At 53.9% G+C, this 25,350-nt stretch carries 21 protein-coding genes and 2 pseudogenes; 19 read left to right on the plus strand and 4 right to left on the minus strand.

Going from position 1 to position 25,350, the window contains the following annotated elements; genetic code table 11:
• Positions 1-265: 265 nt before the first annotated feature.
• The 6 genes from IPJ88_16690 to IPJ88_16715 are packed head-to-tail and all read left to right on the plus strand — an operon-like array spanning position 266 to position 7,323.
• Positions 266-715 carry a hypothetical protein gene (locus IPJ88_16690; protein QQR89792.1) on the plus strand — a complete coding sequence of 150 codons (450 nt, stop codon included), beginning with the start codon at positions 266-268 and terminating at the stop codon, positions 713-715.
• Entirely contained in the window at positions 712-2,049 is a 1,338-nt protein-coding gene (locus IPJ88_16695; GenBank protein QQR89793.1) for a TolC family protein, read from the plus strand. The genes IPJ88_16690 and IPJ88_16695 overlap by 4 nt, the downstream gene beginning before the upstream one ends.
• Positions 2,046-2,864: an efflux RND transporter periplasmic adaptor subunit gene (locus tag IPJ88_16700; protein ID QQR89794.1), complete on the plus strand. Its 819-nt coding sequence runs from the start codon at positions 2,046-2,048 to the stop codon at positions 2,862-2,864. Before IPJ88_16695 ends, IPJ88_16700 begins: the two co-directional genes overlap by 4 nt.
• Before the next feature lie 5 nt (positions 2,865-2,869).
• Positions 2,870-3,247 (plus strand): efflux RND transporter periplasmic adaptor subunit, encoded by a 378-nt coding sequence (locus tag IPJ88_16705; GenBank protein QQR92070.1) that lies wholly within the window; start codon positions 2,870-2,872, stop codon positions 3,245-3,247.
• Positions 3,248-3,259: 12 nt separating this feature from the next.
• Positions 3,260-6,394 (plus strand): efflux RND transporter permease subunit, encoded by a 3,135-nt coding sequence (locus IPJ88_16710; protein ID QQR89795.1) that lies wholly within the window; start codon positions 3,260-3,262, stop codon positions 6,392-6,394.
• A complete protein-coding gene (locus IPJ88_16715; protein ID QQR89796.1) occupies positions 6,391-7,323 on the plus strand; it encodes a cation transporter in 933 nt (310 codons plus the stop codon). Before IPJ88_16710 ends, IPJ88_16715 begins: the two co-directional genes overlap by 4 nt.
• A gap of 455 nt (positions 7,324-7,778) precedes the next feature.
• Here IPJ88_16715 and arsB read toward each other — a convergent pair whose 3' ends face one another.
• The 3 genes from arsB to IPJ88_16730 all read right to left on the minus strand — a co-directional run bounded on the left by arsB (position 7,779) and on the right by IPJ88_16730 (position 10,011).
• Positions 7,779-8,801 carry an ACR3 family arsenite efflux transporter gene (gene arsB / locus IPJ88_16720; protein ID QQR89797.1) on the minus strand — a complete coding sequence of 341 codons (1,023 nt, stop codon included), beginning with the start codon at positions 8,799-8,801 and terminating at the stop codon, positions 7,779-7,781.
• Positions 8,802-9,034: 233 nt separating this feature from the next.
• Positions 9,035-9,439 carry a hypothetical protein gene (locus tag IPJ88_16725; GenBank protein QQR89798.1) on the minus strand — a complete coding sequence of 135 codons (405 nt, stop codon included), beginning with the start codon at positions 9,437-9,439 and terminating at the stop codon, positions 9,035-9,037.
• A gap of 29 nt (positions 9,440-9,468) precedes the next feature.
• Positions 9,469-10,011, minus strand: a complete 543-nt coding sequence (locus IPJ88_16730) for a DUF3347 domain-containing protein (protein ID QQR89799.1) — start codon at positions 10,009-10,011, stop codon at positions 9,469-9,471.
• A 468-nt stretch (positions 10,012-10,479) separates the two neighbouring features.
• Here IPJ88_16730 and IPJ88_16735 point away from each other — a divergent pair, with 468 nt between their 5' ends.
• The 7 genes and pseudogenes from IPJ88_16735 (at position 10,480) to IPJ88_16765 (ending at position 18,442) form a co-directional block, all read left to right on the plus strand.
• The gene (locus IPJ88_16735; protein QQR92071.1) at positions 10,480-12,576 is read left to right on the plus strand and encodes a copper-translocating P-type ATPase; all 2,097 of its coding nucleotides are present in this window, start codon (positions 10,480-10,482) and stop codon (positions 12,574-12,576) included.
• Positions 12,573-13,894, plus strand: a pseudogene (locus IPJ88_16740) (APC family permease). Before IPJ88_16735 ends, IPJ88_16740 begins: the two are co-directional and overlap by 4 nt.
• A gap of 3 nt (positions 13,895-13,897) precedes the next feature.
• Positions 13,898-14,149 carry a hypothetical protein gene (locus IPJ88_16745; GenBank protein ID QQR89800.1) on the plus strand — a complete coding sequence of 84 codons (252 nt, stop codon included), beginning with the start codon at positions 13,898-13,900 and terminating at the stop codon, positions 14,147-14,149.
• Positions 14,146-15,234 (plus strand): glycosidase, encoded by a 1,089-nt coding sequence (locus tag IPJ88_16750; protein ID QQR89801.1) that lies wholly within the window; start codon positions 14,146-14,148, stop codon positions 15,232-15,234. The genes IPJ88_16745 and IPJ88_16750 overlap by 4 nt, the downstream gene beginning before the upstream one ends.
• A gap of 55 nt (positions 15,235-15,289) precedes the next feature.
• Positions 15,290-15,658, plus strand: coding sequence for a hypothetical protein (locus tag IPJ88_16755; protein QQR89802.1), 369 nt, complete (start codon positions 15,290-15,292; stop codon positions 15,656-15,658).
• Between the two features lie 109 nt (positions 15,659-15,767).
• Entirely contained in the window at positions 15,768-17,858 is a 2,091-nt protein-coding gene (locus IPJ88_16760; GenBank protein ID QQR89803.1) for an L-2-amino-thiazoline-4-carboxylic acid hydrolase, read from the plus strand.
• Complete coding sequence (locus IPJ88_16765) at positions 17,855-18,442, plus strand: hypothetical protein (protein QQR89804.1); 588 nt, start codon at positions 17,855-17,857, stop codon at positions 18,440-18,442. The genes IPJ88_16760 and IPJ88_16765 overlap by 4 nt, the downstream gene beginning before the upstream one ends.
• A gap of 104 nt (positions 18,443-18,546) precedes the next feature.
• On the opposite strand, the gene IPJ88_16770 is transcribed toward IPJ88_16765, so the two are convergent.
• Positions 18,547-18,639 (minus strand): cytochrome c, encoded by a 93-nt coding sequence (locus IPJ88_16770; protein QQR89805.1) that lies wholly within the window; start codon positions 18,637-18,639, stop codon positions 18,547-18,549.
• Positions 18,640-19,077: 438 nt separating this feature from the next.
• On the opposite strand from IPJ88_16770, the gene IPJ88_16775 reads away from it, so the two are divergent.
• The 6 genes and pseudogenes from IPJ88_16775 (at position 19,078) to IPJ88_16800 (ending at position 25,349) form a co-directional block, all read left to right on the plus strand.
• Positions 19,078-19,863 carry a type IV toxin-antitoxin system AbiEi family antitoxin gene (locus IPJ88_16775; protein ID QQR89806.1) on the plus strand — a complete coding sequence of 262 codons (786 nt, stop codon included), beginning with the start codon at positions 19,078-19,080 and terminating at the stop codon, positions 19,861-19,863.
• Positions 19,864-20,006: 143 nt separating this feature from the next.
• A complete protein-coding gene (locus IPJ88_16780) occupies positions 20,007-20,285 on the plus strand; it encodes a hypothetical protein (GenBank protein ID QQR89807.1) in 279 nt (92 codons plus the stop codon).
• A gap of 206 nt (positions 20,286-20,491) precedes the next feature.
• Positions 20,492-21,997, plus strand: a complete 1,506-nt coding sequence (locus tag IPJ88_16785) for a HAMP domain-containing protein (GenBank protein ID QQR89808.1) — start codon at positions 20,492-20,494, stop codon at positions 21,995-21,997.
• A pseudogene (locus IPJ88_16790) lies at positions 21,994-23,403 on the plus strand (sigma-54-dependent Fis family transcriptional regulator). The gene IPJ88_16785 and the pseudogene IPJ88_16790 overlap by 4 nt, the downstream one beginning before the upstream one ends.
• Positions 23,404-23,598: 195 nt before the next feature.
• Complete coding sequence (locus IPJ88_16795) at positions 23,599-24,054, plus strand: hypothetical protein (protein ID QQR89809.1); 456 nt, start codon at positions 23,599-23,601, stop codon at positions 24,052-24,054.
• Positions 24,051-25,349 (plus strand): TolC family protein, encoded by a 1,299-nt coding sequence (locus tag IPJ88_16800; protein QQR89810.1) that lies wholly within the window; start codon positions 24,051-24,053, stop codon positions 25,347-25,349. Before IPJ88_16795 ends, IPJ88_16800 begins: the two co-directional genes overlap by 4 nt.
• Position 25,350 lies beyond the last annotated feature (1 nt).

Here is a 25,350-nt window from a genome sequence, read left to right on the forward strand (position 1 = left end):
GCGAGGCACGCTTGTAGAAACACGAAAGGAATTGCACCACACACCCGCGGGCCGCGATCAAAGTTTCGTCTACTGCCTTTTTCGGCATACTGATGCAGCGCGCCTGGCTTGATTTTGTGGCGCTGCGCAGCGTGGGCGGCAGCAACTTTGCAGTGAGCGATAATGCCAAGGACTACCTATCTAAATCCTTCAAGAACACCGCCCAGCTGATCAAAAACTAGCTTACCTTGCATCCTAGGCTAACCATGTGTTAATGTTGAAAGCGATGATAAAGAAGCTCTCCCCGATAGTGTCTCTCGTTCTTGCTCTGCAATTTGTGCCGGGATTGGGCGAACTTGTGGAGAGCGCCGTTCATTTTGCCGTCCATGGGCATTCAGCCCATGCGCTGTCTGATACCGAGCACCAGTCTCAAGAAGCTGAACATGGGTGTTCAGGGCCTTTTCATCTTTGTCCATGTCATTCAACGGTTGCTTATACCATGCAAGCCGCAGTGTCCGGTGTTGTTGCGCCTGCTCGCGATGACGCTAGGCCCAAATGGTGGATCGATGGCGATGGGCCAACCGACGCTCATCTGGCTGGCGTCTTTCGTCCTCCACTGCCTAGCTCTGCGTTCAAGGGAGTCAAGTGTCCGGAGTTCGCCCTTTGCGGCGAAAAATTCCGTGTAACTCAAGCGCCTATTTTGGTGCACCTACGATTGGCAAAGGAAAGGCTATGAAGAGACGATCGCATATATTTAATGCGCGGGGCACTGTCGCCGCGTTAATGGTCCTGGCTGCCAGTGGTGGTATGCCAGCATATGGACAGGAGTTGTCTACCCGCAGAACCGCGGCATGGCGTCCACTGCGACCGGAGCAAGCAATTCATCTCGAGCAAGCTGTAAGCTACGCGTTTGGCAGTCATCCAAAAATTCGCGCAGCCGAAGCGCGTCTTCGAGAAGCACAGGGTCGGCTAACAGGGGCACAAACCTATCCCCACAATCCGATTCTCTCCGGCGGCGCAGCTGCCCATACGATAGGGCCCGATCAGAGCAGGCCTGATTTGAATTTTGTGTTGGGACAGGAGATTGAGATAGCCGCTCAGCGCGGTGACCGGATAAGCGCTTCACAGAGAGAGCTTGCTGCGCAGCGAGCCAAACTGTTGCGCACGAAACGTCTGCTTGCTGCCAACGTGCATGTTGCTTTTATCGCAGGCCTTGAGACTCGGGAGCTTCTGGACGTGGCCCTTCGGGATGTGGTGTTAACAAGACGGCTTTACGAACTGGCGCAACGTCGTTTAGAACGCGGCGGCGCCACTCAGCTCGATGTCAACGTTGCAGCCGCGGAGCTTGGACGGTCCGAGGCGCGTTTTCAGTCCGCCGAAGCCGACTATGGCCTGGCGAGGGCTTTTCTTGCCGAGACCATAGGACTCGATCCTTCTTTTCTGCCACTTCCGCGGGGAAAGCTTCATGTCGAGCTCGAGGCGCCTCCTTCGCTTAAAGAAGCCGTGCAATCCGCACACGGCAGACGAGCTGATCTGCGAGCCCTCAGAGAGCAGCAAGCAGCAAGCCGTGGACGCTACGAGCTTGCCAAATCAGAAGCGTGGCCAAATATCACCCTAAGCGCTCTTGCCGGAAGCGAAGAAGGCATACCGCTCGTAGGCGGAGCGCTGTCGATCCCTATTCCACTGTTCAACCGAAACCAAGGACGCATTCAAGAAACCAAAGCTGGGATCGATCGTTCGCTGGCGGAGCACGAGCTCGGTGAGCTCTCGGCACAGCGCGAGGTCGTAGCCGCACACACGCGTTATCAAACAGGGATCCGCACCGCACAAAGATTACGGCAGTTGGTTGTCGGGACACTGGAGCAAAATCTGTTGCTTCTTCAGCGTGCTTTCGATGCAGGTAAAGCCACCTGGCCAGAGGTTGTGCTCATTCGTCGCTCGCTGGTGGATGGGCAACGTGAACTGATTTCCGCGGAGGCCAATGCCCGACAGGCCTGGATCGCGCTCCAGATTGCAACCGGAAGAATGCCTGTGCCCCTGCCCAAACGCAAACCAAAGGAGAAACAATGATACGGCGAAACCTACTTATCCATTTGATGGCCCTCGCACTGGGCATAGGATTTGGAGCGTGCTCGTCCAAAACCAAAGAGCAACATGCAAAGCATGATAACAACGATGCGCATAAGGAGGGAATCGTTGTGCTTACTGCCGAAGCTGCTACGCGAGTCCGCATTCGAACAAGCCCCGTGCAAAACCGCGTACTATCCGGTGTGATTTCCACGACCGGAAGGGTCGACTTCAACCAGGATAACCTCGCTCATGTCTCGCCGCGTGTACCTGGAAGGGTGCACCAGGTCCACGCAGTCCTCGGCGCGCAGGTGAAAAAAGGGCAGAGCCTTGCTGTGATTGATTCGATTTCGTTTGGACAAGCCAAAAGCACATTCTTGCAAGCAAAGGCGCAGCTTGAACTTGCAACCAGCACACTTGAGCGTGAACAGGGTCTGCTCGCGGATCAGATTACAAGCCAGCAGTCCGTGCTCGAGGCGCAAGCGAGCCACCAGCGTGCGAACGCCACATTCCAAAGTGCACGACAACAACTACGCCTATTGGGGTTATCCAACCGCCAAATTGATTCCGTGAGTTATGATGACTCCGCAGCGGCACTTTTTCCCTTGCCAGCTCCCATTTCTGGAACCATCGTTGAAAAACATATCAGTTTGGGCGAAATCGTTTCACCTGGAAACAACGTATTTACAGTGGCAGATCTCTCAAGTTTGTGGATCTGGATTGACATCTATGAACGCGACTTGGCTCACGTTCACTTGGATGATGACGTGGTGCTCAGCGTAGACACCTTTCCTGACCAAATTTCAAGGGCAAAGTAGCCTATATTCGCAATGAGATCGATCCGGACACACGAACCGCTCGGGCTCGTATCGACGTCCACAATCCAGACAGAGCCCTCAAGCCAGGCATGTTTGCAAATGTAGTCGTCTCCGATCCACATGGCGTAGACGGAGCGCTCTCGCCGAAAACCCTCGTGGTGCCCATGGGCGCCATTCAAAGAGACGGCAAGGAGCAAGTAGCTTTTGTTCCAAAAGGAGAACGTCGCTTCGAGCGCCGTGTGCTTACGCTTGGCCAGCAAACGGATGCCTACGCTGAGGTCTTAAGTGGCCTGAAAGCTAGCGACTCGGTAGTAATCGAGGGGACCTTCATTCTTAAATCCGAGGCCGCCAAAAATACCCTGGGCGGCGGTCATGACGACTAAGGGACAAAGCAAATGATTAACCGCATCATCGATTTTTCTCTAAACCACCGTTTGCTGGTTATCATCGGCTGGTTTTTGACGGTGGCTATCGGAGCGTATTCCCTCTCTGATCTGCCAATCGACGCAGTGCCCGATGTGACCAACGTTCAGGTTCAAGTGCTGACCAACACTCCCGGTTTGGCTCCAGAAGAGGTGGAAAAGTTTATCACCTTCCCTGTCGAGACGGCCATGAGCGGTGTGCCCAAGGTCGAAGAGATTCGGTCCGTATCCAAATTTGGTTTATCGGTTGTCACGGTGGTGTTCGAAGAGGGCTCCGACATTTACTGGGCACGTCAGCAGGTCAGCGAACGTCTCACCGAGGCGCGTGAACAGATCCCGCAGGGCTATGGCGAACCTGCGATGGGACCCATTTCCACTGGCTTGGGTGAAATCTATCAGTTCGAGGTTAAGGGCGAACCGATGTGCGAGGCCGAGCAAGAGGATACAGAGGAGTGTTATACGCCAATGGAGCTGCGCACGATTCTCGATTGGTACGTCAACTATCAGCTTCGCTCAGTGCCGGGCATTGTCGAGGTAAACTCATTCGGCGGCCAGCTCAAAACATACCAGGCCACGCTCGATCCAAAGCAGTTGGTGGCCTACGGTCTGAGTGTTGGAGATGTACTCAGTGCTCTGGAGGCCAACAACCGTAACGTCGGCGGTGGTTACATCGCGCATCAGGGTGAGCAGTATCTTGTGCGTGGCGAAGGGCTAATTGAAGATCTTGAATCGCTTGGCAGCATCGTGCTAAGCCATGACGCGCAGGGCACGCCAGTGTATGTTCGGGACGTCGGCCAAGTGCAGTTCGCGCCCATGATTCGACAAGGGGCGGTCACGCGTGACGGTCGCGGTGAGACCGTCGTTGGCATCGTCATGATGCTTATGGGCGAGAACTCTCGCGCTGTGGTGAATCGCGTCAAAGACAAGATCAAACAGGTCAAAAAGACGCTTCCCAAGGGTGTGAGCATCGAGACGTACTACGACCGTACCGAGCTTGTGGAGCGCACCATCAAAACCGTCGCGACAAACCTGGTTGAGGGAAGCCTGTTGGTCGTCATTGTACTGCTTCTTTTGCTCGGCAATCTTCGTGCAGCGCTAATTGTGGCTTTGGCCATCCCGCTCTCCTTTGTGGTAGCGATTATTGGAATGAAGTGGGCGGGGTTGTCGGCAAATCTTATGAGTCTCGGAGCAGTAGACTTTGGCATCATTGTGGATGGCGCTGTCGTGATGATCGAAAACATTGTTCGAGTGCTTCACGATACCAAACACGCAAAGGACGCCTCACACCTCGAGAAGGTCCGCTCTGCAGCTCGCGATGTTGCCCGCCCGGTACTTTTCGCTGTCGGGATTATTATGATCGTTTATCTCCCGATCCTTGGCCTTCGTGGCGTCGAGGGAAAAATGTTCATCCCGATGGCCCTGACCGTCATGTTTGCACTTTTTGGTTCGCTTGTGGTTGCACTTACCCTCATGCCGGTCCTCGCGAGCTTCTTTCTCAAAAACATTTCAGAAAAGGAGCCCTGGCTCTTTCGTATGGCCAAAAGGGTCTACGTGCCACTGCTCGGCCTGGTCCTTCGCCACAAGGCTCGCACCTTTGGAGCTGCCGTGGGCATCTTTGTGATCAGTCTTTTTCTCATACCGTTTTTGGGCGCAGAGTTCATTCCCAAACTCGATGAAGGCGCTATCGCGATGCAAATTTGGCGTCTGCCTAGCGTCTCGCTTGAGCAGTCGAACGACATCAGCACGATGGCTGAACAAGTACTCAAAGAGCAGTTCCCTGAAGTGGACACGGTTGTCTCCCGCACCGGACGCGCTGAAATTGCGACCGATCCAATGGGCGTGGAGATAAGCGATACTTACATTATTTTGAAGCCACCAGACACGTGGCGATTCAAGACCAAGGAAGCGCTACTCGAGGCCATCGACGAAGCAATAAAAAAGAACGTTCCAGGAGCCATCTTTAGTTATTCCCAACCCATTGAGCTTCGTGTGCAAGAACTCATCTCCGGAGTGCGTTCTGACATCGCGATTCAGATCTACGGCGATGATTTAGATTTGCTCAAGCAAAAAGCCGACGCGGTTGCTGCCATCGTTCAAAAGGTTCCGGGCGCCGCTGATGTCAAGGCAGAACAGACGCAAGGGTTGCCGTTGCTGCGCATCCACATCGATCGAGCTGCCATTGCACGCTATGGCATCACGGCAACACAGGTTCTCGATGTCATCGAAACAGTGGGCGGCAAACGAGTCGGCACTGTGCTCGAAGGCCAAAAACGTTTTGCTTTGCAAGTGCGTTTCGATCACGATGTACGAAAAGACTTGCGTGCCATTCGCGATCTGCGCATAGGCGTGCCGCAACAATATGGCCCCACAATGCAGATTCCGATCTCCCAGTTGGCGCAGATCACGCTTGAGGAGGGACCCGCTCAGATCAGCCGCGAGCGAATTAGTCGGCGTATCAACGTGGAGGCCAATGTGCGGGGGCGTGACCTGGCTTCCTTCGTCTCCGATGCGCAGGCAGCAGTTGCTGCGAAAGTGGAGCTACCCCAGGGTTGGCTGATCGAGTGGGGCGGTCAATTCGAAAACCTCCAGAAAGCATCGAAGCGTCTCGCATTGCTTATCCCCATTGCGATGTTGCTCATTTTTTTCCTGCTTTATTCCACCTTCAACTCAGCACGCCTTGCAGCGCTCATCTACCTAAACGTTCCGATGGCCATCACGGGCGGACTCGTTGCCCTGAGCATTCGCGGATATCCGCTTTCTATTTCAGCAGGCGTCGGGTTCATCGCACTTTTTGGCGTTGCAGTGATGAACGGTGTTGTGTTGGTCTCCTATATGGTTCAACGGCAAAAAGAAGGGGAAGATCCGGATAGCGCTGCGCGACAAGGAGGCATCTCGCGTCTTAGGCCCGTGCTGATGACAGCGCTTACCGGCATCATTGGTTTTGCTCCGATGGCGATTGCGACAAGCGCTGGCGCTGAGGTGCAGCGTCCGCTTGCGACCGTTGTGATTGGCGGATTGTGTACTTCGCTTCTGCTCACACTTCTTGTGATTCCGTCGGTCTATACATGGTTTGTAAAACAGGATAAGCAAAAAAACATAGTCCGATGAGCGAAGATCACACACATGGGTCAGCGGCTAACGTGCGGCAGGCCGCAGGCAAGTATAAACATCGGCTCTTATGGTCATTTTGGGTCATAGGCGGATATTTTATAGTGGAGCTCGTGGGCGGCCTGATGACCAATTCACTGGCGCTGCTCTCAGATGCCGGTCATATGTTAACCGACGTGCTTGGGCTTGGCATGGCGGTAGCTGCCATCCGTGCAGCTGACCGCGTCAAGCGCGATCCACAGAAAACCTTCGGTTTATACCGCTTGGAAATCCTGGCTGCACTCGCCAATGCGGTGCTGCTATTCGGTGTCGCACTATACATCCTTTACGAAGCCATTGAGCGTTTCCAAAAGCCTCCTGCAGTACTCGGGGCGCCCATGCTTTTTGTTGCCATCATCGGGCTTGCGGTCAACCTGCTGGTTTTCTTTTGGCTCAGGGGCGGCGCCAGTGAAAGCATCAATGTTGAAGGCGCCTATCTTGAAGTGCTTGCTGATTTGCTTGGCTCCGTTGGGGTGATTGTAGCAGCGGTTGTCATTCAGGCCACTGGCTTTCGGCTTATCGATCCCATCTTCGGCACCGTTATTGGGGTGTTTGTGCTGCCTCGCACATGGCGCTTGGCGCGCAAAGCCATCCGGATTCTGATTCAAGCTGCCCCACCCGATCTGGACATCAAAGCCATGCATGCGGCCCTCGAAAACATTGATGGCGTCTGTGCGATTCATGACCTGCACGCATGGACCCTTACCTCGGGCATGGAAATTTGCTCGGTGCATTTGTGCTTGCAAGAAGGAGCTGAAACAGCGTCCGTGCTCAAGACGGCCCAGAATATCCTCCATGATCAATTCGGTATGAACCATCCCACCATCCAAATCGAGCCTGAAGGTTTTATGCACTGCGAACAAAGCAATAGCGGCACCCAAAACTGGTAAAAAGTTTGGAACCTGGATTCCCAACCGAACTCAAAAAACACCAGTCGGGCACTACTCCCGCTTGACTCTATTGTAAGGTACAGAGTGTAATGCGGTGTCCGATTGATGTGATTGCGTTTTTCTTGTGAGCTCGCACTGGAGCGTCGCCTCACATACTTGAAATATCACGGGATATTCCTGCGTTTTCCCGCCTCGCTCCAGTGCAATCTCACTACGCCCTCCCCAATCACATTAATCGGACGCCGTATTAGACCGCTTAACATCATGAGTAGCTCTGGGACTTTTATCATTGTACAACTTACTAAACACACCGGGGTTGGCATCGAGACCATCCAATTTTACGAAAAAAGCTTCTTTTGCCACCCCAGCAGCTGCCTTCGGGCTCCCGGCAATACCCGCCTGGCACCCTTTGCCAGATAGCAAAGTATCCGTCCCCCGATTCCTGTTAGCTCCTTCTATTTGCTCGATTGAGGTGCGGGGAACCAACCTTGCGTGCGATTGGCAAAGGCTACGAGTGAGAGCATCACAGGCACCTCGATGAGCACACCAACTACGGTGGCCAGCACCGCTCCGGAAGCGATGCCGAACACGCTGACCGCGACGGCAACTGCTAGCTCAAAGAAGTTTGATGTGCCAATCATCGCTGCCGGTGCAGCAACATCAAAAGGCAGCTTAAGTAACCGCGCAAGTCCGTAAGCCATGGCGAAGATGCCATAGCTTTGGATCAGAAGTGGGATGGCAATAAGCAGCACGTTCAGTGGCTGCGCCATGATGGTTTGGGCTTGAAAGCCGAAAAGCAAAACCACGGTGAGCAAAAGCGCAATCATCGACAAAGGTTTTAGCCCCTCGGCCAAGCGGTTAAGTCGCGCTGCGCTCATAAGACGTTGAGTGAGCATTCCTGCGCAAAGCGGGATGAGCACAAAGATGATAACCGAGGCAATGAGCGTCTCCCACGGAACATGAATATCGGTGACTCCAAGCAAAAATGCAGCCAGTGGTGCATAGGCGAAGATCATAATGAGGTCATTGACCGAAACCTGCACAAGGGTGTAGTTGGCATCGCCCTTTGTAAGATGGCTCCAGACAAACACCATCGCAGTGCAGGGCGCAACGCCAAGCAAAATCATGCCAGCAATATATTCTTGGGCGCTTGCAGCAGAAACCATGTCAGCAAAAAGCACTTTGAAGAAAAACACACCAAGCCCGGCCATGGTAAAGGGCTTGATAAGCCAGTTGACGACTAGGGTTAACGCCAAGCCCTTGGGCCTTGTGCCAACTTTTTTGAGGCAACTGGGATCGACCTTGAGCATCATCGGGTAGATCATAAGCCAAATGAGCGTGGCAATTGGCAAATTGACATGGGCCCATTCAAACCGTGCGACAAGCTCAAAAAAACCGGAGGATACGTGGCCCAACACGATGCCCAAAGCAATCGCCAACGCAACCCAAAGAGACAAATAACGTTCAAAACTGCCCATAGCAAACCTCCTGCAAACACATCGATGCGTCGCCAAAGGGAAACTACCTTGCTGGAATCGATTCCGGAATAACCATGGTTGCCATCAATTTCCTGGTCAAATCAGAATTCTGCACAATACCTACTGTAACCCGTTTAGTTACAAGAGGCGATCCACTCCGCGCGTTTCTCGGCATCAGAGGCTTCCCCCTGTTCGGGGTTGATGCGTCACAATGATCGGTGTGTTCGTTCATTTTAATCGTTTATGCGTCGGGAAACGGAATCCAGGGAAAGAAGTCCATGCGTCCTCATGATGTCATCGCGTTCTTTTGCCCACTTTTCTGGAAAATTCTTGATGCACATCTCACAGCATTGATTGAATACCAGCGTTTTTCCTTGATACTCTGCAACCGGACCATCATAGGTCACCCGGCTTTGAAACTTGCCAAGGTCTTTTTTATCAAGGGGCGATCCACTCATTGCGCAGGTCTCGTTATTAACGTGTACGACATCGCCTTGCACGGTGTAGACATGCGCTGATTCAGGCTGCTTCGTTTCAACAACTTGCGAGGCAACGCTTTTTTCCGAATTGCTCTTGCCGCAAGCGCCAAGCATGGCTGCTCCAAACATAAAAAACATAAATTTCGACGGCTTTTTCATTTTAAATTCCGTTCCAGACAAAATTGCGGTTAGTGGTGTTTTCTAGAATGCGAACTGCCCCCGACAATCTCCCCACAGGAACGCATTTTTGGACCACTGCGGTATGGGTTTTTGCTTTCACCGCGCCTTTGCAGCCAGCTCGCTTTCACTTTGGAGCAATAAAGCACATCGATGCCAGCAGGCTTGGACATCGTGCCCCACATGGCCATCGGCATGGATAGCTTTTTAAAGGCAGTCCTCGCTTGCTCGATCTGAGTTGCTTTGCCGAGTAAACTTGCTGCCTTTTTTAGGTCACCAGGGATGTTCTTATAGTGGCTCTCGTGCTCGCCACTTACTTTTTGTGTTTTTAACTTTTTTGCTTCTTTGATGATTTTTGCCGCAGCGCCTTTCACTTCGTTCAAACTGTCTTTCGAAAGTGACTCTTGAATTCTGAGATAAGAAACAAGAATTGGCTGCATCGCGCTATCGAATTTTTCTGCTCCGGAGCCCATGGCGCTTTCCTCCGCCACCGCGGATGACGTTACGCCAAAACAAATCAATAAATAAAAAACAAACAAACGAACAAATAACATCACTCTCCTCCTAATAATATGTTTAATTTAATCAGGTTTTGTTCCTGTCTCCTTTGCAGCCGAAGTCGTGGCACATGAAAAAAGCGTCATAAACAGAAAACCAGTCCCCGCCGAAACAACCAAACTTGTTGAATGAAGAATTTCATACCGCCCCTGCGCGGGGCACAAGATTTTCAAAGCAAAACCCATGCCAGGTTGTAGATCCTCAAATTCAAGGCAAACAATGGGAGGGGCGCAAACAACGTAACCCATACGGTTACTGTTTGGTAACCGCGAGGGTTACAAGCAGATGAGGCAAACACCTCTATTTGCAGGAATTAGGGCAATTGTCCGCTTGGCACACTTCATGCGTATGCTTTCCGTGACTGATTTAATCATCCACACGCTCCAAGGAGCAGCCGCTTCACAACGATGGACACGAACATGAACATGCCGACCCCACAAAACGGCCCCCTCTTTACTTGTCCGATGCATCCACAAATCGTTCGAGATGGACCGGGCGACTGCCCCATCTGCGGGATGGCGCTCGAAGCCAAAACGGTAACATTAGAGGAGCAGGACAATCCCGAGCTCAGGGACATGAGCCGCCGCTTTTGGTTTGCCGCCGCACTGTCTGTGCCACTGCTTAGCATCGTGATGCTCGACATGCTGCCCGGGCGACCTGTCTCGGCGTTTTTGCCCGGACGCTTGCGCGCTTTGCTCGAGCTTGCGCTCGCAGCGCCTGTGTGCCTTTGGTCCGCCTGGCCCTTTTATGTTCGTGCTCTTCACTCCGTGCGCAACCGAAGTTTGAACATGTTCACGCTGATCGGCCTCGGCGTGAGTGTTTCTTTTCTGTATAGCGTCATCGCGACCCTGCTCCCCGGCATCTTCCCCGCATCCTTTCGCGGGCACGGTGGACAGGTCGCGGTCTACTTCGAAGCCGCTGCCGTGATCGTGACCTTGATCTTACTCGGCCAGGTTATCGAGCTGAAAGCTCGGAGCCAGACCAGTACTGCCATCAAAAAGCTTTTGGGTATGGCCCCAACCAGCGCGCGCCGCATTGGCGCAGACGGTTCAGAGCACGACGTGCCTCTGGAGCAAGTTTCTGTTGGCGATCGGCTGCGCGTGAGGCCAGGTGAAAAGATTCCGGTTGATGGCACGGTGCTCGAAGGAAATTCCAACGTGGATGAATCGATGGTCACCGGCGAGCCCATGCCGGCGCCAAAGAGCCCGGATGATGGCGTCATCGGCGCCACGATCAACGGAACTGGCGGGCTTGTCATCCGGGCCGAAAAAGTGGGAGCAGAAACCTTGCTTTCGCGCATCGTTGCCATGGTGGCGCAAGCGCAACGCAGCCGCGCTCCCATTCAAAAGCTTGCCGATGTGGTGTCCGGCTACTTCGTGCCGACAGTGATCGCCGTCGCGGTCATCACCTTTGTGCTATGGGCGCTGTTCGGACCGGAGCCTAGCATGGCCTTTGCGCTCATCAATGCGGTGGCCGTTCTCATCATCGCTTGTCCTTGCGCGCTCGGCCTGGCCACGCCGATGTCAATCATGGTCGCCACGGGCAAAGGAGCGTCCTACGGATTGCTGTTTCGAAACGCAGAGGCCATCGAGGTGATGCGCAAAGTCGATACCTTGGTCGTCGACAAAACCGGCACGCTGACCGAAGGTAAACCAAGGCTCGTTACCGTCTCCGCGCAGTCGGGCTTTAACGAACAAAGCTTGTTGCGACTTGCGGCCAGCATGGAGCGAGGCAGTGAGCATCCGCTCGCGGCCGCCATCGTGGCCGGCACCCAAGAGCGAGGCGTCGCCATGACCAAAGCCGAAGAGTTTGTATCGGTCACGGGCAAGGGAGTTCAAGGAAGGGTCGAGGATCACAACGTGGCGCTTGGCAATTTGGCCATGATGGAGCAAGTGGGCGCCGACACCGCAAGCGTGGCAGCTGCAGCCGAGAAGCTTCGCGCCGACGGGCAAACCGTAATGTTCGTTGCTGTCGACCGAAAGGTGGCCGGACTGCTCGGCGTCGCCGATCCCATCAAAGAGAGCACTCCCGACGCCATCACCTCACTACACCGCGAAAGGCTGCGCGTGGTCATGCTAACCGGTGACAACGAGACCACAGCGCGCGCGGTCGCCGCAAAACTTGGCATCGACGAAGTGATCGCCGGAGTTCTGCCGGATGAGAAAGCCGCCAAGGTGGCGTCGCTGCAAAGCGAGGGGCGCGTGGTGGCCATGGCTGGAGACGGCATCAACGATGCCCCGGCGCTGGCCCGCGCTGAGGTGGGCATTGCCATGGGCACCGGCACGGACGTTGCGATGGAAAGTGCGGGCGTCACCCTCGTGAAAGGCGACCTGCGCGGCATCGTGCGCGCCCGCAAACTCTCGCGTTTGACGATGGCCAACATCAAACAAAATCTGTTCTTTGCGTTTATCTACAACTCTCTTGGCGTGCCGATCGCGGCCGGTATTCTCTATCCCTTTTTTGGCATTCTACTTAGTCCCATGCTCGCAGCCGCTGCCATGAGCTTAAGCTCCGTGTCGGTCATCGCCAACGCCCTGCGGCTACGGAGCTCGGAACTATGACCAAGCGCTCTGCTCAGTATGAAAGGGGAAGTCTTAGCCTCCTCGGCACCGTGGCGATGGGGACAGGTGTGATGATCGGCGCTGGCATTTTCGCATTGACCGGCCAGGTCGCTGAATTCGCTGGCGGGCTTTTCCCCCTTGCCTTCATCATCGCAGCCATCATAAGCGGCTTCAGCGCCTACAGCTACATCAAGGTCTCCAGCGCTTATCCCTCTTCCGGGGGCATTGCGATGATCCTGAAAAAGGCCTACGGGAGCTCGACGTTGACCGGCGCGGCCTCCTTGCTGATGGCACTCTCGATGGTCATCAACGAGAGCCTTGTCGCGCGCACCTTCGGGGAATACACGCTACGTCTCTTCCCCGAAGACGTACCGCGTTTCTGGGTTCCCGTTCTCGCCGTCGGGCTTATCGCGCTTGCCTTCGTAGTCAACATCGCAGGAAACAAAGTGATCGGTGCGGTCTCGACTGTCAGTGCAGTGATCAAGATCGGGGCCTGCTCGTTTTCGCAGCGATTGTGGTCGCAGCCTCCGGCGTCGATCTGCAGATCCAGCCATGGCCTGCAGCTGGAAAGCCTTCGGCGCCAAGCTTCATCGGCGCCATCGCGCTGGCTATCCTCGCCTTCAAGGGCTTCACCACTATTACCAATAGTGGCGGCGAAATCAAAAACCCGAAAAAGAACATCGGCCGAGCAATTATCATCTCGCTGGTTCTGTGCCTTCTGGTCTATCTCGCGGTGTGCTTCGCCATCGCTTCCAGTTTATCGCTCAGTGAACTCATCGAGGCTAAGAATTATTCTCTCGCCCAAGCGGCGCGTCCTGCCATCGGTGGTTACGGGACGGTTTTTACCGTCGCGGTCACCATTGTCGCCACCGCAACGGGCTTGTTTGCGAGCATTTTTGCGGTATCGCGCATGCTTGCCATGCTTACCGATATGGACCTCATCCCGCACAGCCACTTCGGCATGCCGGGAGATGTCCAAAAACACACTCTCGTATACACCGTAGTCATCGCCGCAGCGCTCGCAGCACTCTTTGACCTATCGCGCATCGCCTCGATTGGCGCGATTCTCTACCTCGTCACGGACATCGCGATTCATTGGGGGGTGCTTCGCCACTTGCGCAAAACACTTCAGGCAAACGCCGCAGTGCTCGTCACAGCCATTGTTTTAGATCTCGTCGCGCTCGTTGCTTTTGTTTTTGTCAAAGGCTCTGCAGACCCGCTGATCATTGGCATAAGTGTGGCTGGCATCGGCGTGGTGTTCGCGTTAGAGCGCTTTTTTTTGCAGCGCTTGCGCCGTTTACGCGGAAAGGAGCTGTGAGACATGTTGACTAGAGTGCAAAGCCTTGTGCAGCGGCTGGCGCGGCTGTGCGTGATTTGTAGTAACCGAATGAAGAAGCTCATTGTTTTTGATCTCGATGGTACGCTTGCTGAAAGCAAAGCATCCCTGGATGCCGAGAAGGACAAATGGGACCCTGACTTCGCCAAGCGTAAGAAGATGCAGACCCGCCTTAAGCAACTTATCCCTGAGTTTTCTGTGCGCCTGGGCGGCGCGACCTCTAAGGATGCGCAATGAGCGGCTTTCAGATGCAGCGCCTTGGACAGATCATGGCGCCCGAACCAGGTAATCCGCTTGAGGTCGAAGGCGTCCTGAATCCGGCGGCCGTTCGTGGCCCAGAGGGTCACCTGTATCTCTTCCCCCGGCTTGTCGCGCAAGGCAACTATTCGCGCATCGGCATTGCCCGCGTGCGCTTCAATCAAGCAGGTGATCCGGTGGGCGTCGAGCGGCTCGGCATTGCCCTTGAGCCGGAGGCTGACTACGAGCTGCGAGCGGATGGTTCTGGTGGTTGCGAGGATCCGCGCATCACCTTTGTGAAGCGGCTGCGGCGTTATGTCATGAGCTACACGGCCTTGTCGCCCAGCGGTCCACGGATCGCTCTCGCCATATCGGAAGATTTGTTTCACTGGAAGCGTCTGGGTCTAGCGACCTTTGCTCCGTATCGCGGCGTCGATTTCGTTCACGTGGACAACAAGGACGCGAGCCTCTTCCCGCTCGCGATTCCTAATCACGCCGGCAAGATGCAGCTAGCGATCCTTCATCGGCCCCTCTTCTCCGGCACGCGTCCCGAGGAAACCGTCTGCCAGTGCGCGCCCCGTGAGGTGGACATCGATCATGAGAGCATCTGGATTTCCTACTGCCCGATGGCCTTGGATGACGTCGAACCGCATCATCTTGGCCTGTTCAACTCACATCACCGGCTCGCAACGCCCGTATCGCCTTGGGAGAAGCTGAAAATCGGCGGCGGCACTCCGCCCATCCTCACCCTCCATGGCTGGCTGATCGTTTACCACGGCGTGAGCGAGCTGTCCGAGCCAGGAGGTGACGAGCGCTCTTTGTGCTACTCGGCTGGGGTGATGGTGCTCTCGAAGGAGCATCCGCGCGTGCTCCTTTATCGATCGGAGGAGGCAGTGTTGACTCCCCTGCTGCCGCAAGAGCGGCAGGGCGTGGTTTCTAACGTCGTCTTCCCCACCGGCATCGACCAGCGCCTCGATCTGGGCTTGCCGGACCGCATCGACGTTTACTACGGGATGGCCGACAACCGGATCGGCGCGGCGCGCCTCGATGTGCCCGAACGCCTGCCGTCAGGGGCACCCGCTTGAGACGCGGGCACGAAACTTGCAGAGCAACGCCCCCGTGTAGAGAGGAGTTCATGTGATGCCGTCGGGACTTGTAAAGCGAAGTTGCCACATATTGATCTGGTTGGTGGTTGCTAGTTCATGCACCATCGATGACAGCTATCAGATCGAAACTTCCGTCAACCCAACGCCAGTTCGCGTGGGCAGTGAATGTGAGATTACCGTGGTTGCCACACTGTCCGGTAAACGAATAGTGCCCCATGTGCTTCATATAAGCGCTCGATTTGAATCCGAAACCGAGGGCGTGCCCCTTCATACGGAGCTTCACGGCGATGGCTATCGCTCCATCACTACCTTTGAAGTCGCGGGGGACTATACCCTCGAGATCGTCGCGCATTTCGAATTCGTTATTGCACGCGAGACTATTTTACTAACCGTCACCCCGTAGATTTCAGAAACGATTCTCAGAAATATGATCATGCTCTACCTTCTCAATCAATTCCCTATGGGACGGAACCGTAATCGTAGGCAACAGCGCAACGAGAACAGGTATACACATGGCTAAGGTCCAGAGCATGGTGCAGCGGTTGGCGCGGCTGTGCGTGATTTGGTGGGTGCTCGTGAGCGAGTACAGCGCTTATCGTCGATTCCGGCGTGACGGCAGCGATGACACGATTCCGGCAAGGTTCGCCGATCGTCTTGTCGCGCTGGGCCCAACTTTTATCAAGTTTGGTCAAATCCTAAGCACGCGCTCTGAGTTGCTCCCCGCTGCCTATATAGAAGCGCTTTCGAAGTTGCAAGAACAAGCGCCCGAGCTTCCTTTCGAGACGGTGTACGCGATCCTCGAGCAAGAGTTTGGCACATCTGTTGATGCTTTGTTTGCAGACTTCTCACGAGCGCCCGTTGCCGCTGCATCGCTGGCTCAGGTCCATAAAGCGGTGTTGCACAACGGCAGCGTTGTCGCGGTCAAAGTTCAGAGGCCCGACCTCGAGCGTTTGCTACGGCGCGACCTTGATGCGCTGCAACTAGGCTTGAACTGGTTAGCGTGTTTGTTTCCGAAACGAATGAAGCGAACCAATCTGGTGGCATTTTTCGACGAGTTCCAGCGCTACACCCTCAAAGAGCTCGATTTTGCCAACGAGGGCAAAACGATTGAACGTTTTCGTGCCAATTTTAGAGGTCGCAAGGATGTTCACTTCCCGGCCGTCTTTGATAGCCATACGACCTCTCGCGTGCTCACGTTGCAGTGGGTGGAAGGTATGCGGGTGCATGAAGCTTTCGCTACGCTGCCAGCGGCTCAGCGACAAACACTCGTGGCAAGGATTGTCGATGTACTGCTACAAATGTTTGTTGCCGATGGTCTGTTTCACGCCGACCTTCATCCCGGCAACATATTCTTTCATGCCGACGGCAGTTTTACGTTGATCGATTTTGGCATGATCGGCGAGCTTAGCGACACGCAGCGGGATCGCTTTATTTTGTATTGGTTTGCGGTTGTACAAAAACAGACTCGGCGCGCCTTTTATCATTTCAAACGCCAGACGCGTGTTCTGTCGGGCGCAAACGAGACGGCGTTCTTCAATCGTTTCGCCGCGCTCGCTGAAACCTTCTATGAGTCTCGACTCAGCGAGATGAGTTTCACAAAAGTATATCTGGAGATGATGCAAGCCGGCTACGAACACGGCTTTGTATTTCCAAGTGAACTCATGCTTCATGCCAAAGCCTTAACGACGGCCGAAGCACTGGTCTTTGTACTCGCGCCAGAGGCTCGTTTCGAAAAAATTTCGCGACCCTTCATCGCCCGTCAATACCTTGCCCGCACAGCTTCGACCGAGCTTGTCAAACGCCGGCTGTCGCAAATCGTCCCCGAGCTACTACTGATCGGCGAAATGCCACCCGAGCAAGCGCTCGATCACAGCTGGGACTGGGATGCGACCGTGGAGATAATCAGTGAGCTTGGTAAACAGCTGAGCACTACCGTCACCCAATCATTAAGCGATGGTGGTTTATGGAAATCGCTACTCGAAACCGATGCCCGAAAGATTCTTGGGGAAGCGTTGCCAGGCGAGGCGGCCGACCAAGCTCTAGCCGAAAGCTGGAAGCGTTATTACGAACTGGAAGCATCCCTGCCTATCGAGCGCACGCTCGGTGCCGTGTTCACAACGCATCTTGCCCTGCTGACGCTTGCCATGCATGAGGCTTTGCTTGGGCATGATGTCAGCAAAGACCAAAGTTACCAGCTCATCTACGATATCGGTTGGAAGTTTTATACACGCATGGGAGAGCCTCCGCTTCTGCTCGCCGCCGCGCTTACCGACGATCCCGACAAGCGCTTGCGCTTGGCTACCGATCTATTTCGAACTTTTCCCTTTGGCTCGCCAAGCTACGGGTGGCGCGATGTGCCAAGTGCCAGCGGCGTCGTCGCATTCGATTGCACCCGCTGCCCCGTTGCCGAATTTTTTTCAAGATACGGTGCTTCTGAGCTGTGCGTGAACACCTGGTGCAAGCTTGACTTTCCCTTAGCGGAAAAGTGGGGTGCTCACCTAGAGCGAACAGGTACCATCGCCATGGGAGCCGGGCATTGCGACTTTCGCTGGCACGTTACTCAGAGCGATGGCGACGATAAACACGAGGAGCCCGCACTGTGAGACTCATCCCTTATCGGCACGTTGGAAGGGTGCTGGCCTTGGCAGGGACTCTGCTTTTCGTGCTAGCAGACAGCTCGCAAGCTCGTGCGCAATCGATACCAGATCGCGGCAAGGCCCCAAGCTCTGTCCGCTGGCACCGCGACCGTGCCGACCCGCGTTGGGTGCACGGAATGGTCGAAGTTAAGATGGCACCACCAACCGTGTGGAAGCGTATTCAAAATTTAAGGGATTGGCCCACTATGTTTAGCGACATCCGCGGCATGAAGAACTTAAAGAAGGTCGGGCATGTATGGACCATGGAACTTGAATCTGAAATTTTCGGTCATGGCTTTCATGACTACGTGCTCAAATTTAAAACACCTTTGCGCGCCGAACTGACCGTTGATTCCGGCGGCATTTATGCTTTGGCCCGTATGCAAATCGCAAAGGCTCCCCAACCATCGACGACGATCATTCGCTACAGCGTCCTAGTCGAAACAACCGGTTTCATAGGCTGGTTTATCTCAGACAATGACTTACGTCAGAAACAAGAAAAGCTGGTGCTGCGCTACCTCCATGATTTCCAACGCGCCTTCAGTCCGTAAGTTGGGATTGTAACGAGCACAAACGCAAAGAATTTGCAACTTTCCCGAAGAAGTTGAAAGCTACACGGACTTCCTCACGCGACAACACGGCATGTTTCTTAGTGTTACTCTTCGTCGTCCCAAGCATACAGGGTGATGAGGTAGGCAATAATGCTTCGAATTTCATCTTGGCTTAGGATATCTTTCCAAGCCATCATTTACAGCGGTGGCTCTACACACCCGCGGGCCGCGATCAAAGTTTCGTCTACTGTCTTTTCCGGCACACTGATGCGACGCACCAAGCTTGACTCTGAAGCAAGGTACAGGGGTCATTATGAGTAGCTCTGGGACTTTTACCATTGTACAACTTACTAAACACACCGGGGTTGGCATCGAGACCATCCAATTTTACGAAAAAAGCTTCTTTTGCCACCCCAGCAGCTGCCTTCGGGCTCCCGGCAATATCCGTCTGACACCGTTTTACAGATAGCAAAGCATCCGTCTCTCGATTCCCGATTTTGGTTTAGATATAACACAATTTACGGCGAAAATCGCCGCGTATTTATTGTTTTGTAAACCTAAGCGCTGTGATAACATGGTTTATTGACATCAATATATCCGGCGATGTCCGCCGCAAAACAGAGCAAATATAAACCATGTTCGTAAATGCCGATATACGCGCAGAGCTCGCAAAACTGCTGCCTTATGGCCTCCTGGCGGCACGAAGCTGGTTGATGGACAAGGGGCTGAGCCGTCATGGTCTTGATAATCTGCTCAAGAGCGGCCAACTCGTCTCGCTTGCGCCGGGCGTCTACAAGCGCCCGGAGACGACCCTGAAATGGCAGGGATTGGTTTCCTCCCTCCAACGTATGGGAAATGATCTGCTTGTCGGCGGCATCAGCGCTCTGGAACTCCAGGGACACTCGCATTACCTATCGCTGTCCAGCCTTAGGACTGTTCACCTTTATGGCTATGATCCTCTGCCCTCATGGGCAAACAAGGTCGACCTAGCAGAGACCTTCAAATGGCATGGCAATGCCCGCCTATGGACGGCAGTGAACAACAAGGAGCTCAAGCCAGATTTCAGCATCGATCTGTCGTGGGGGGATCAATCAGCCCCGCTCAAGGCCTCTTCTTCTGAACGTGCGATATGTGAGCTTCTTGTTGATGTTCCGGAGAAAGTTTCCTTCGAGCATGCCGAACAGTTGATGCAGGGATTGGTGAGCCTATCGCCTCGCCGTCTGGATGCGATCCTGCATCAGCTGAAGCATGTAAAGGCCAAGCGGCTCTTTTTTTGGCTGGCGCAACGGCAAGGTCATGCATGGTTCAAAAAGCTTGATCCGGCGAGCTTCGATCTCGGCCATGGTAAACGGGTCGTCGCCAAAGGAGGCAAGCTTGACCGAAAATACCTGATCACGGTGCCGGAGAACATGCATGAATAGGACCCATCCCTTCTTCGGACAGGTCGAGCTACTCGTGCGTGTCCTTCCTTGTCTATCTCATCAGCCATCAGCGGCCAATATCCGAGCTGCTCTCGCCGAACCAAAGGGACATCAGTAAACTATTCGAAACCGAGTTCAGAGAAATGACCGAAGAACCGGTTTCGCTCGACGATCTACTGCAAACTCGTGAACGCCTTATAGGACATGTACAGAAGGCCCTCACAGATCAAGACCGTGTGTTTCTTCTTTCGTTTAAAAACCGCACCCCTGACTGGTCGCTATTAGAGCTAAAAGGTGTGAACGAGTTACCTGCGGTCAAATGGAAGCTCGTTAATTTGAAACGTATGAAGGCCGAACAGCACACAGAAGCGATGAGCCGTCTGAAAACGATTCTTGAAAAAGGGTCGGGTTGTTTCACGTAGAACGAAAGAAGGCTGCGCACCAAAACGAAACTCGGGTGGAAAAAGAATGGGACCAAAGTAACCCATTAGGTTACAAAAGTAACCGTATAGGTTACAGTGCACTGAGCTTTTTGGCCTGAGCATGATAATCACAAGGAATTTTGATATGCATGTTTGGCATGAAACCTGCTTTACTCCTGCCATGGAGCCAAAAAAACACTTTCTGAATGACTGACCCTCTCGATCAGAGGCGCGTTTCAGCGCCTCCTTTCCCAAAGACCAAACGCGTGATCGCGAGACGATTGACGCTGCGTTTCGTGCTTTTGTCCCTTATCTCGGTGATGATGTGCCTGATTTTGATCAGTTTAATTGTGCAGATCTCAGACGTTGTAAGGAGGATGCGCGACGACGAAGTTGCGATCAAGGCGAGTTTGGCCCTGGCGACCGCGGTGCGTGAACAGTTTATGCACCAGGAGCATTGGATTATTGAAAAAAACGACGAACATCTTCAGCACTATCAACACTGGACCGAGGTCGTTAACGAGAACATCCGCGCGTTAGAACCACTCGTGCCAAGGACAGAGCGCTGGCGTCTGGAACGTATCGCGGCGGACAGCAGCGAGCTGAACCGACTTTTTCAAAAGAAGGTGATGCCCGCTGCAAGCCGTGGCAATCACGGCAAAATCATTCTGCTGCACGAAAAGAGCGATGTGCTGTCCGCGCGCGCCGCGCGTCATGCCGACACGGTGGCTTCTCACATCGAAAAACGCATGGCGCACGCGCACGCTTCGGCAACTTGGACAACACGACTTGGGATGCTCAGCGGCGCAGTGTGTGTGCTTTTGATTCTTTCGCTAAGTGTTCTATTCCGTCGCCGAATGCGCAAAGACGTTTTCAAACCCCTGGAAGTTCTGTCCGCGGCGGCGCAGCGCTTTGGCTCAGGTGATTTCAAAACACGAACGGGTGCTTTGGGTGAAGGCGAGCTCGCTGCCGTGGCCTCAGCTTTTGATCGCATGGCGGAAGAACTTGAGGTGAGAGAACAACAACTTATCGAAAGCGAACGCATGGCGGCCATTGGCCAGCTCGCCGCAGGCGTTGCGCATGAAATTAACAATCCGATCCAAATTATTCGCGGCTATCTGAACACCATCAATCCAGATGCTTCACGCCAAACTTTAATCGACGAGCTGAAAATTCTAGACGAAGAGGCTTCGGCCTGCCAACGCATTGCCGAAGATTTGGTGACCTACGCTGTAGAGCCAGAGCTGCACTTTGATGTTTTCCAAATGCGCAATTTTCTTGAGGAATCGGTCCAGCGCTTTGGGGAAACCATCGAAGGCAAAGCACAAGCCCTGCATGTTCAGACCGAGGACGCCAAGGTCTTCATGGACGGTGGACGCATCCGTCAAGTGCTGATGAATCTTTTGCTCAATGCCGCGCAGGTCTCCACCGAACAGCAATCCATCGAGGTCACGGGCAACAAAGCGGTGGATCAAAGCTACGAGATCCTGGTCTCTGACCGCGGACCCGGTATTAACCCAGAGGACAAAAGCAAATTTTTCGAGCCCTTCTTTTCTCAAAGATCAGGCGGATCGGGGCTAGGCCTTGCCGTCGCCCAAGGCATTGTTCGCGCACATGGCGGCAAAATTACGGTTCAAGACCGAAATGGTGGAGGCAGCATTTTTCGGATCAGTTTGCCGCAACGGCTAAATGAGAAAAGGCAGAGTGCATGAGCTCAAGCAATAAGCCAACAGTTCTTATCGTCGATGATAAAAAACATGCTCCGGCTTATGACAAAGATTCTGCAAAACGATGCTCGTGTGCTCACCGCAGAAAGAGGCATCGAGGCACTGGAATCCTTGCCATCGAGCCCGTGGACGTCGTGCTCTGTGATTTGCGCATGCCAGACATGGACGGCATTGCGGTTTTGAAACAATGCAAGGCCATCCGCAAACAAACCGAGTTTGTGCTTATGACTGCTTACGCTTCAGTGCACACTGCGGTAGAGGCCTTGCAGCTGGGGGCTTATGATTATCTAAGCAAACCTTTTGAGCCGGAAGCAGCGCGCGCTGTGGTGCTGCGCGCGATGGGCCGCGCTGCGACCGCATGGCCAGAAACTCAGAGCAAGGCAAACGAAGAAGTGCTGCCCAACATGATCGCGCGCTCGGCGGTGATGCGTGATTTTGCCACCCTGGTTCGGCAAGTGGCCGACAGTGATGCCACGGTGCTTCTGCTCGGCGAGACCGGCACCGGCAAAGAGCGCCTGGCGCGCGCCATTCATCAGCTAAGCGCGCGCTCAAATCAACGCTTCGTGGCTGTCAACTGCGCCGCGATTCCAGCCGAGCTCATGGAGAGTGAACTCTTCGGTTACAGCAAAGGAGCGTTCACCAATGCGGTAAAAGACCGAAAAGGTCTTTTTGAAGAAGCCCATAAAGGCACGATTTTCCTTGATGAAATTGGTGAGTTGCTGCTTTCATTACAGGCCAAACTGACACGCACCCTGGAAGAGCGCAGCGTCCGTCGCCTTGGCGAGTCGATTGAGCGAGCCTTCGATACACGATTGATTGCTGCAACGCACCGCGATATTGAAAGCATGGTCAAAAACGCCAGCTTCCGTGAAGACCTTTGGTATAGGCTCAACGTGGCCATGCTGCGCGTGCCAACGCTGCGCGAGCGAAAGGACGACATCGAACTTTTGGCAAGCCATTTTTTACGCGACATACCGCCAAGGAAAAAAGAGCGTCTCATCGGTTTTTCGCAGGCTGCTATCTCTGCCCTTCAAAAGTACGATTGGCCGGGAAACGTAAGGCAGCTGCGCTCCGCCGTTGAACGGGCCAGTGTGGTATGCCAAAGCGAACGCATCGATATCGGCGATTTGCCGCCCGAAGGTTTGGGCCAAAAGTCTGCTGGACGCCCAGCAACCTCTCTGAGGCATTTAAGCTGGGCCGAAGCACAAAAACAAGGGCAGCTCGAAGCTGGCCGCCTCTATCTTCAGCAAGTTCTCGATCTTTACGACGGACACATCAGCCAAGCCGCTGCCCACGCCGGGGTTGAAAGAGAAAGTTTTTACCGAATCATGCGGCGCCATGGACTACACCCCGATCAGCATCCCAACAACAAAGACAAAGAGTGCATGTGACCCAATGGGTTACGATCAGGCTTCGCTGCTGCGCTCGTGAGGCGTTGATTTATGGTACTGGGAGTCCGCTGTTGAGTACGGAAAAGCTTATTAAAAGCTGGTTTGTTTGCAGACGCTAGGTTTTACAATGCAGCAGTTGCGCGTTGGCACGAGTATTGCTTACGGTTACAGGGGACACATTTTGGAAATGGATTTATGGCAGCACCTCTCAATGCAAAGATTCAAGATCTGCGTGCTCTTGTGCAGCGGCACAAGGTATGTTGGGAGGTGTGGCCTGAAGAGCATTATCGCAAAGGACGAGGCAAAGTGAACATCGGATATATCATACAAATCACCGGAACGCATGATCATCCGGCTCATCCGCCTTTACCGGGTTGCGACGAGTGCAAAGCGGTCTATAAAAAACTTAGAGATATCGCCCGTTGGATTATTCCTTCCGAGCAACGTGAGAGCAAATATGAGATTGATATGTTCGACCATGCCCTTCGTTATTCGCCAAAACGCAAATTCCGCGAAGAGGTCACGCTGTCATTAAAAATCCTGCATCGAGGCCAATGGGATAATCCAGTAGATGCATGTGAAACGCGCTGTCTTTATGAAATGGAAGAAAAACTTGCAGAGCTCGGTGCACACAAGGGGCATGGGTCATGAAAAAAGCTTGTGTGGTATGGCTCGTTTTATGGGGCTTTCCCATAAACATTGTCGCTCAAGAACAGCATGGGGATGCTGAGCGCGATGTCGCCCAGGCACTTGCAGAAGAAGGCTTGCGCAAGAACCAGGGCCTTCGCGCTATTGAAAAACGCATCGCAGCGCTCTCGGAGAACATCGATAGAGCTGGCGCATGGATGGATCCAATCGCCTCGGCTGAATACAGCAACATTCCGATTGATTCCTTGAGACCTGATAGGCACCCAATGAGCGGCGTTCAGTTCAAGCTTCAGCAAACCTTTTTCTTCCCTGGAAAAACTTCAAGGCGCGAAGCCGTAGCCAAAGGAGAAGTGAAACAAGCCAAAGAGGCCCTAGCCGAAAGCCAAACACAATTGCGCAATTTGGTAAAGCGAGCCTACTACGAGCTAACGCTGGTAAGGCAGCTCCGTGAGATCACAAAAGAGCACATCCAGCTCGTAGCGCAATTCATCGATGTCGTGCGCGTAAAATACGAAGTCGGTAAAACGGCGCAACACGAGTTAATCCGGCTCGAAGTGCTTCGCGGCGAGCTTAGCGATCAGCTGGAGGATTTTGACCGTGATGATCAGGCCCTAAGCGCCGAAATCAACAGCACCTTGCATCGACCGAACACTGTGCCGATTCAAACGCCCAAAACCCTTGCTGCGCTAGAACCACAAAGCACACTTGCTAAACTGATACAACATTCAAAACACCATCGCCCCTTGCTGCGGCAATACCGTGAGCAAGCACGCACCAAAGAGCTTGCTGCCAAACAAGCAAGCCTTGAAGGGTATCCTGATTTTACGGCATGGCTTAGCTATCGGCTTCGTTCTGATACGGGAGCCGACCCAGGCACCGATTTTGTGGGGGCGGGTCTCTCGGTACCGATTCCCTTTTGGTACGATCAGCGCTGGGGCAGCGAACGCAGAATCAACGAGAATCTCGCACGAGAAGCGCGTGCACAAGAAGATGCCCTTTTTGACGACATTCGCGCAAAGCTTGCCGACACCGTTTCACGCTGGAAAAGAGCCTACGAGCAGACACAAACTTACGAAAAACAGCTCACTCCGCAAAGCAAACAAGCGCTCGAAGCCACTTTTTCTGCCTATCAGGTCGACCGCGCGGATTTTGCTTCCCTGTATCAAGCCGAGCTGCAGCTTCTTGATTTCGAGCGCACCCTTCGCCGGGCCCGCGCGCTAACCCATATCAGCCAAGCCCAGACCGAAGCTTTAATTGGAAGCCCTTTGAAAACCAAGCAAAACAAGCGGAGCCGCTAAG

Source organism: Myxococcales bacterium, from assembly GCA_016699535.1.
Lineage (GTDB): Bacteria > Myxococcota_A > Polyangia > Polyangiales.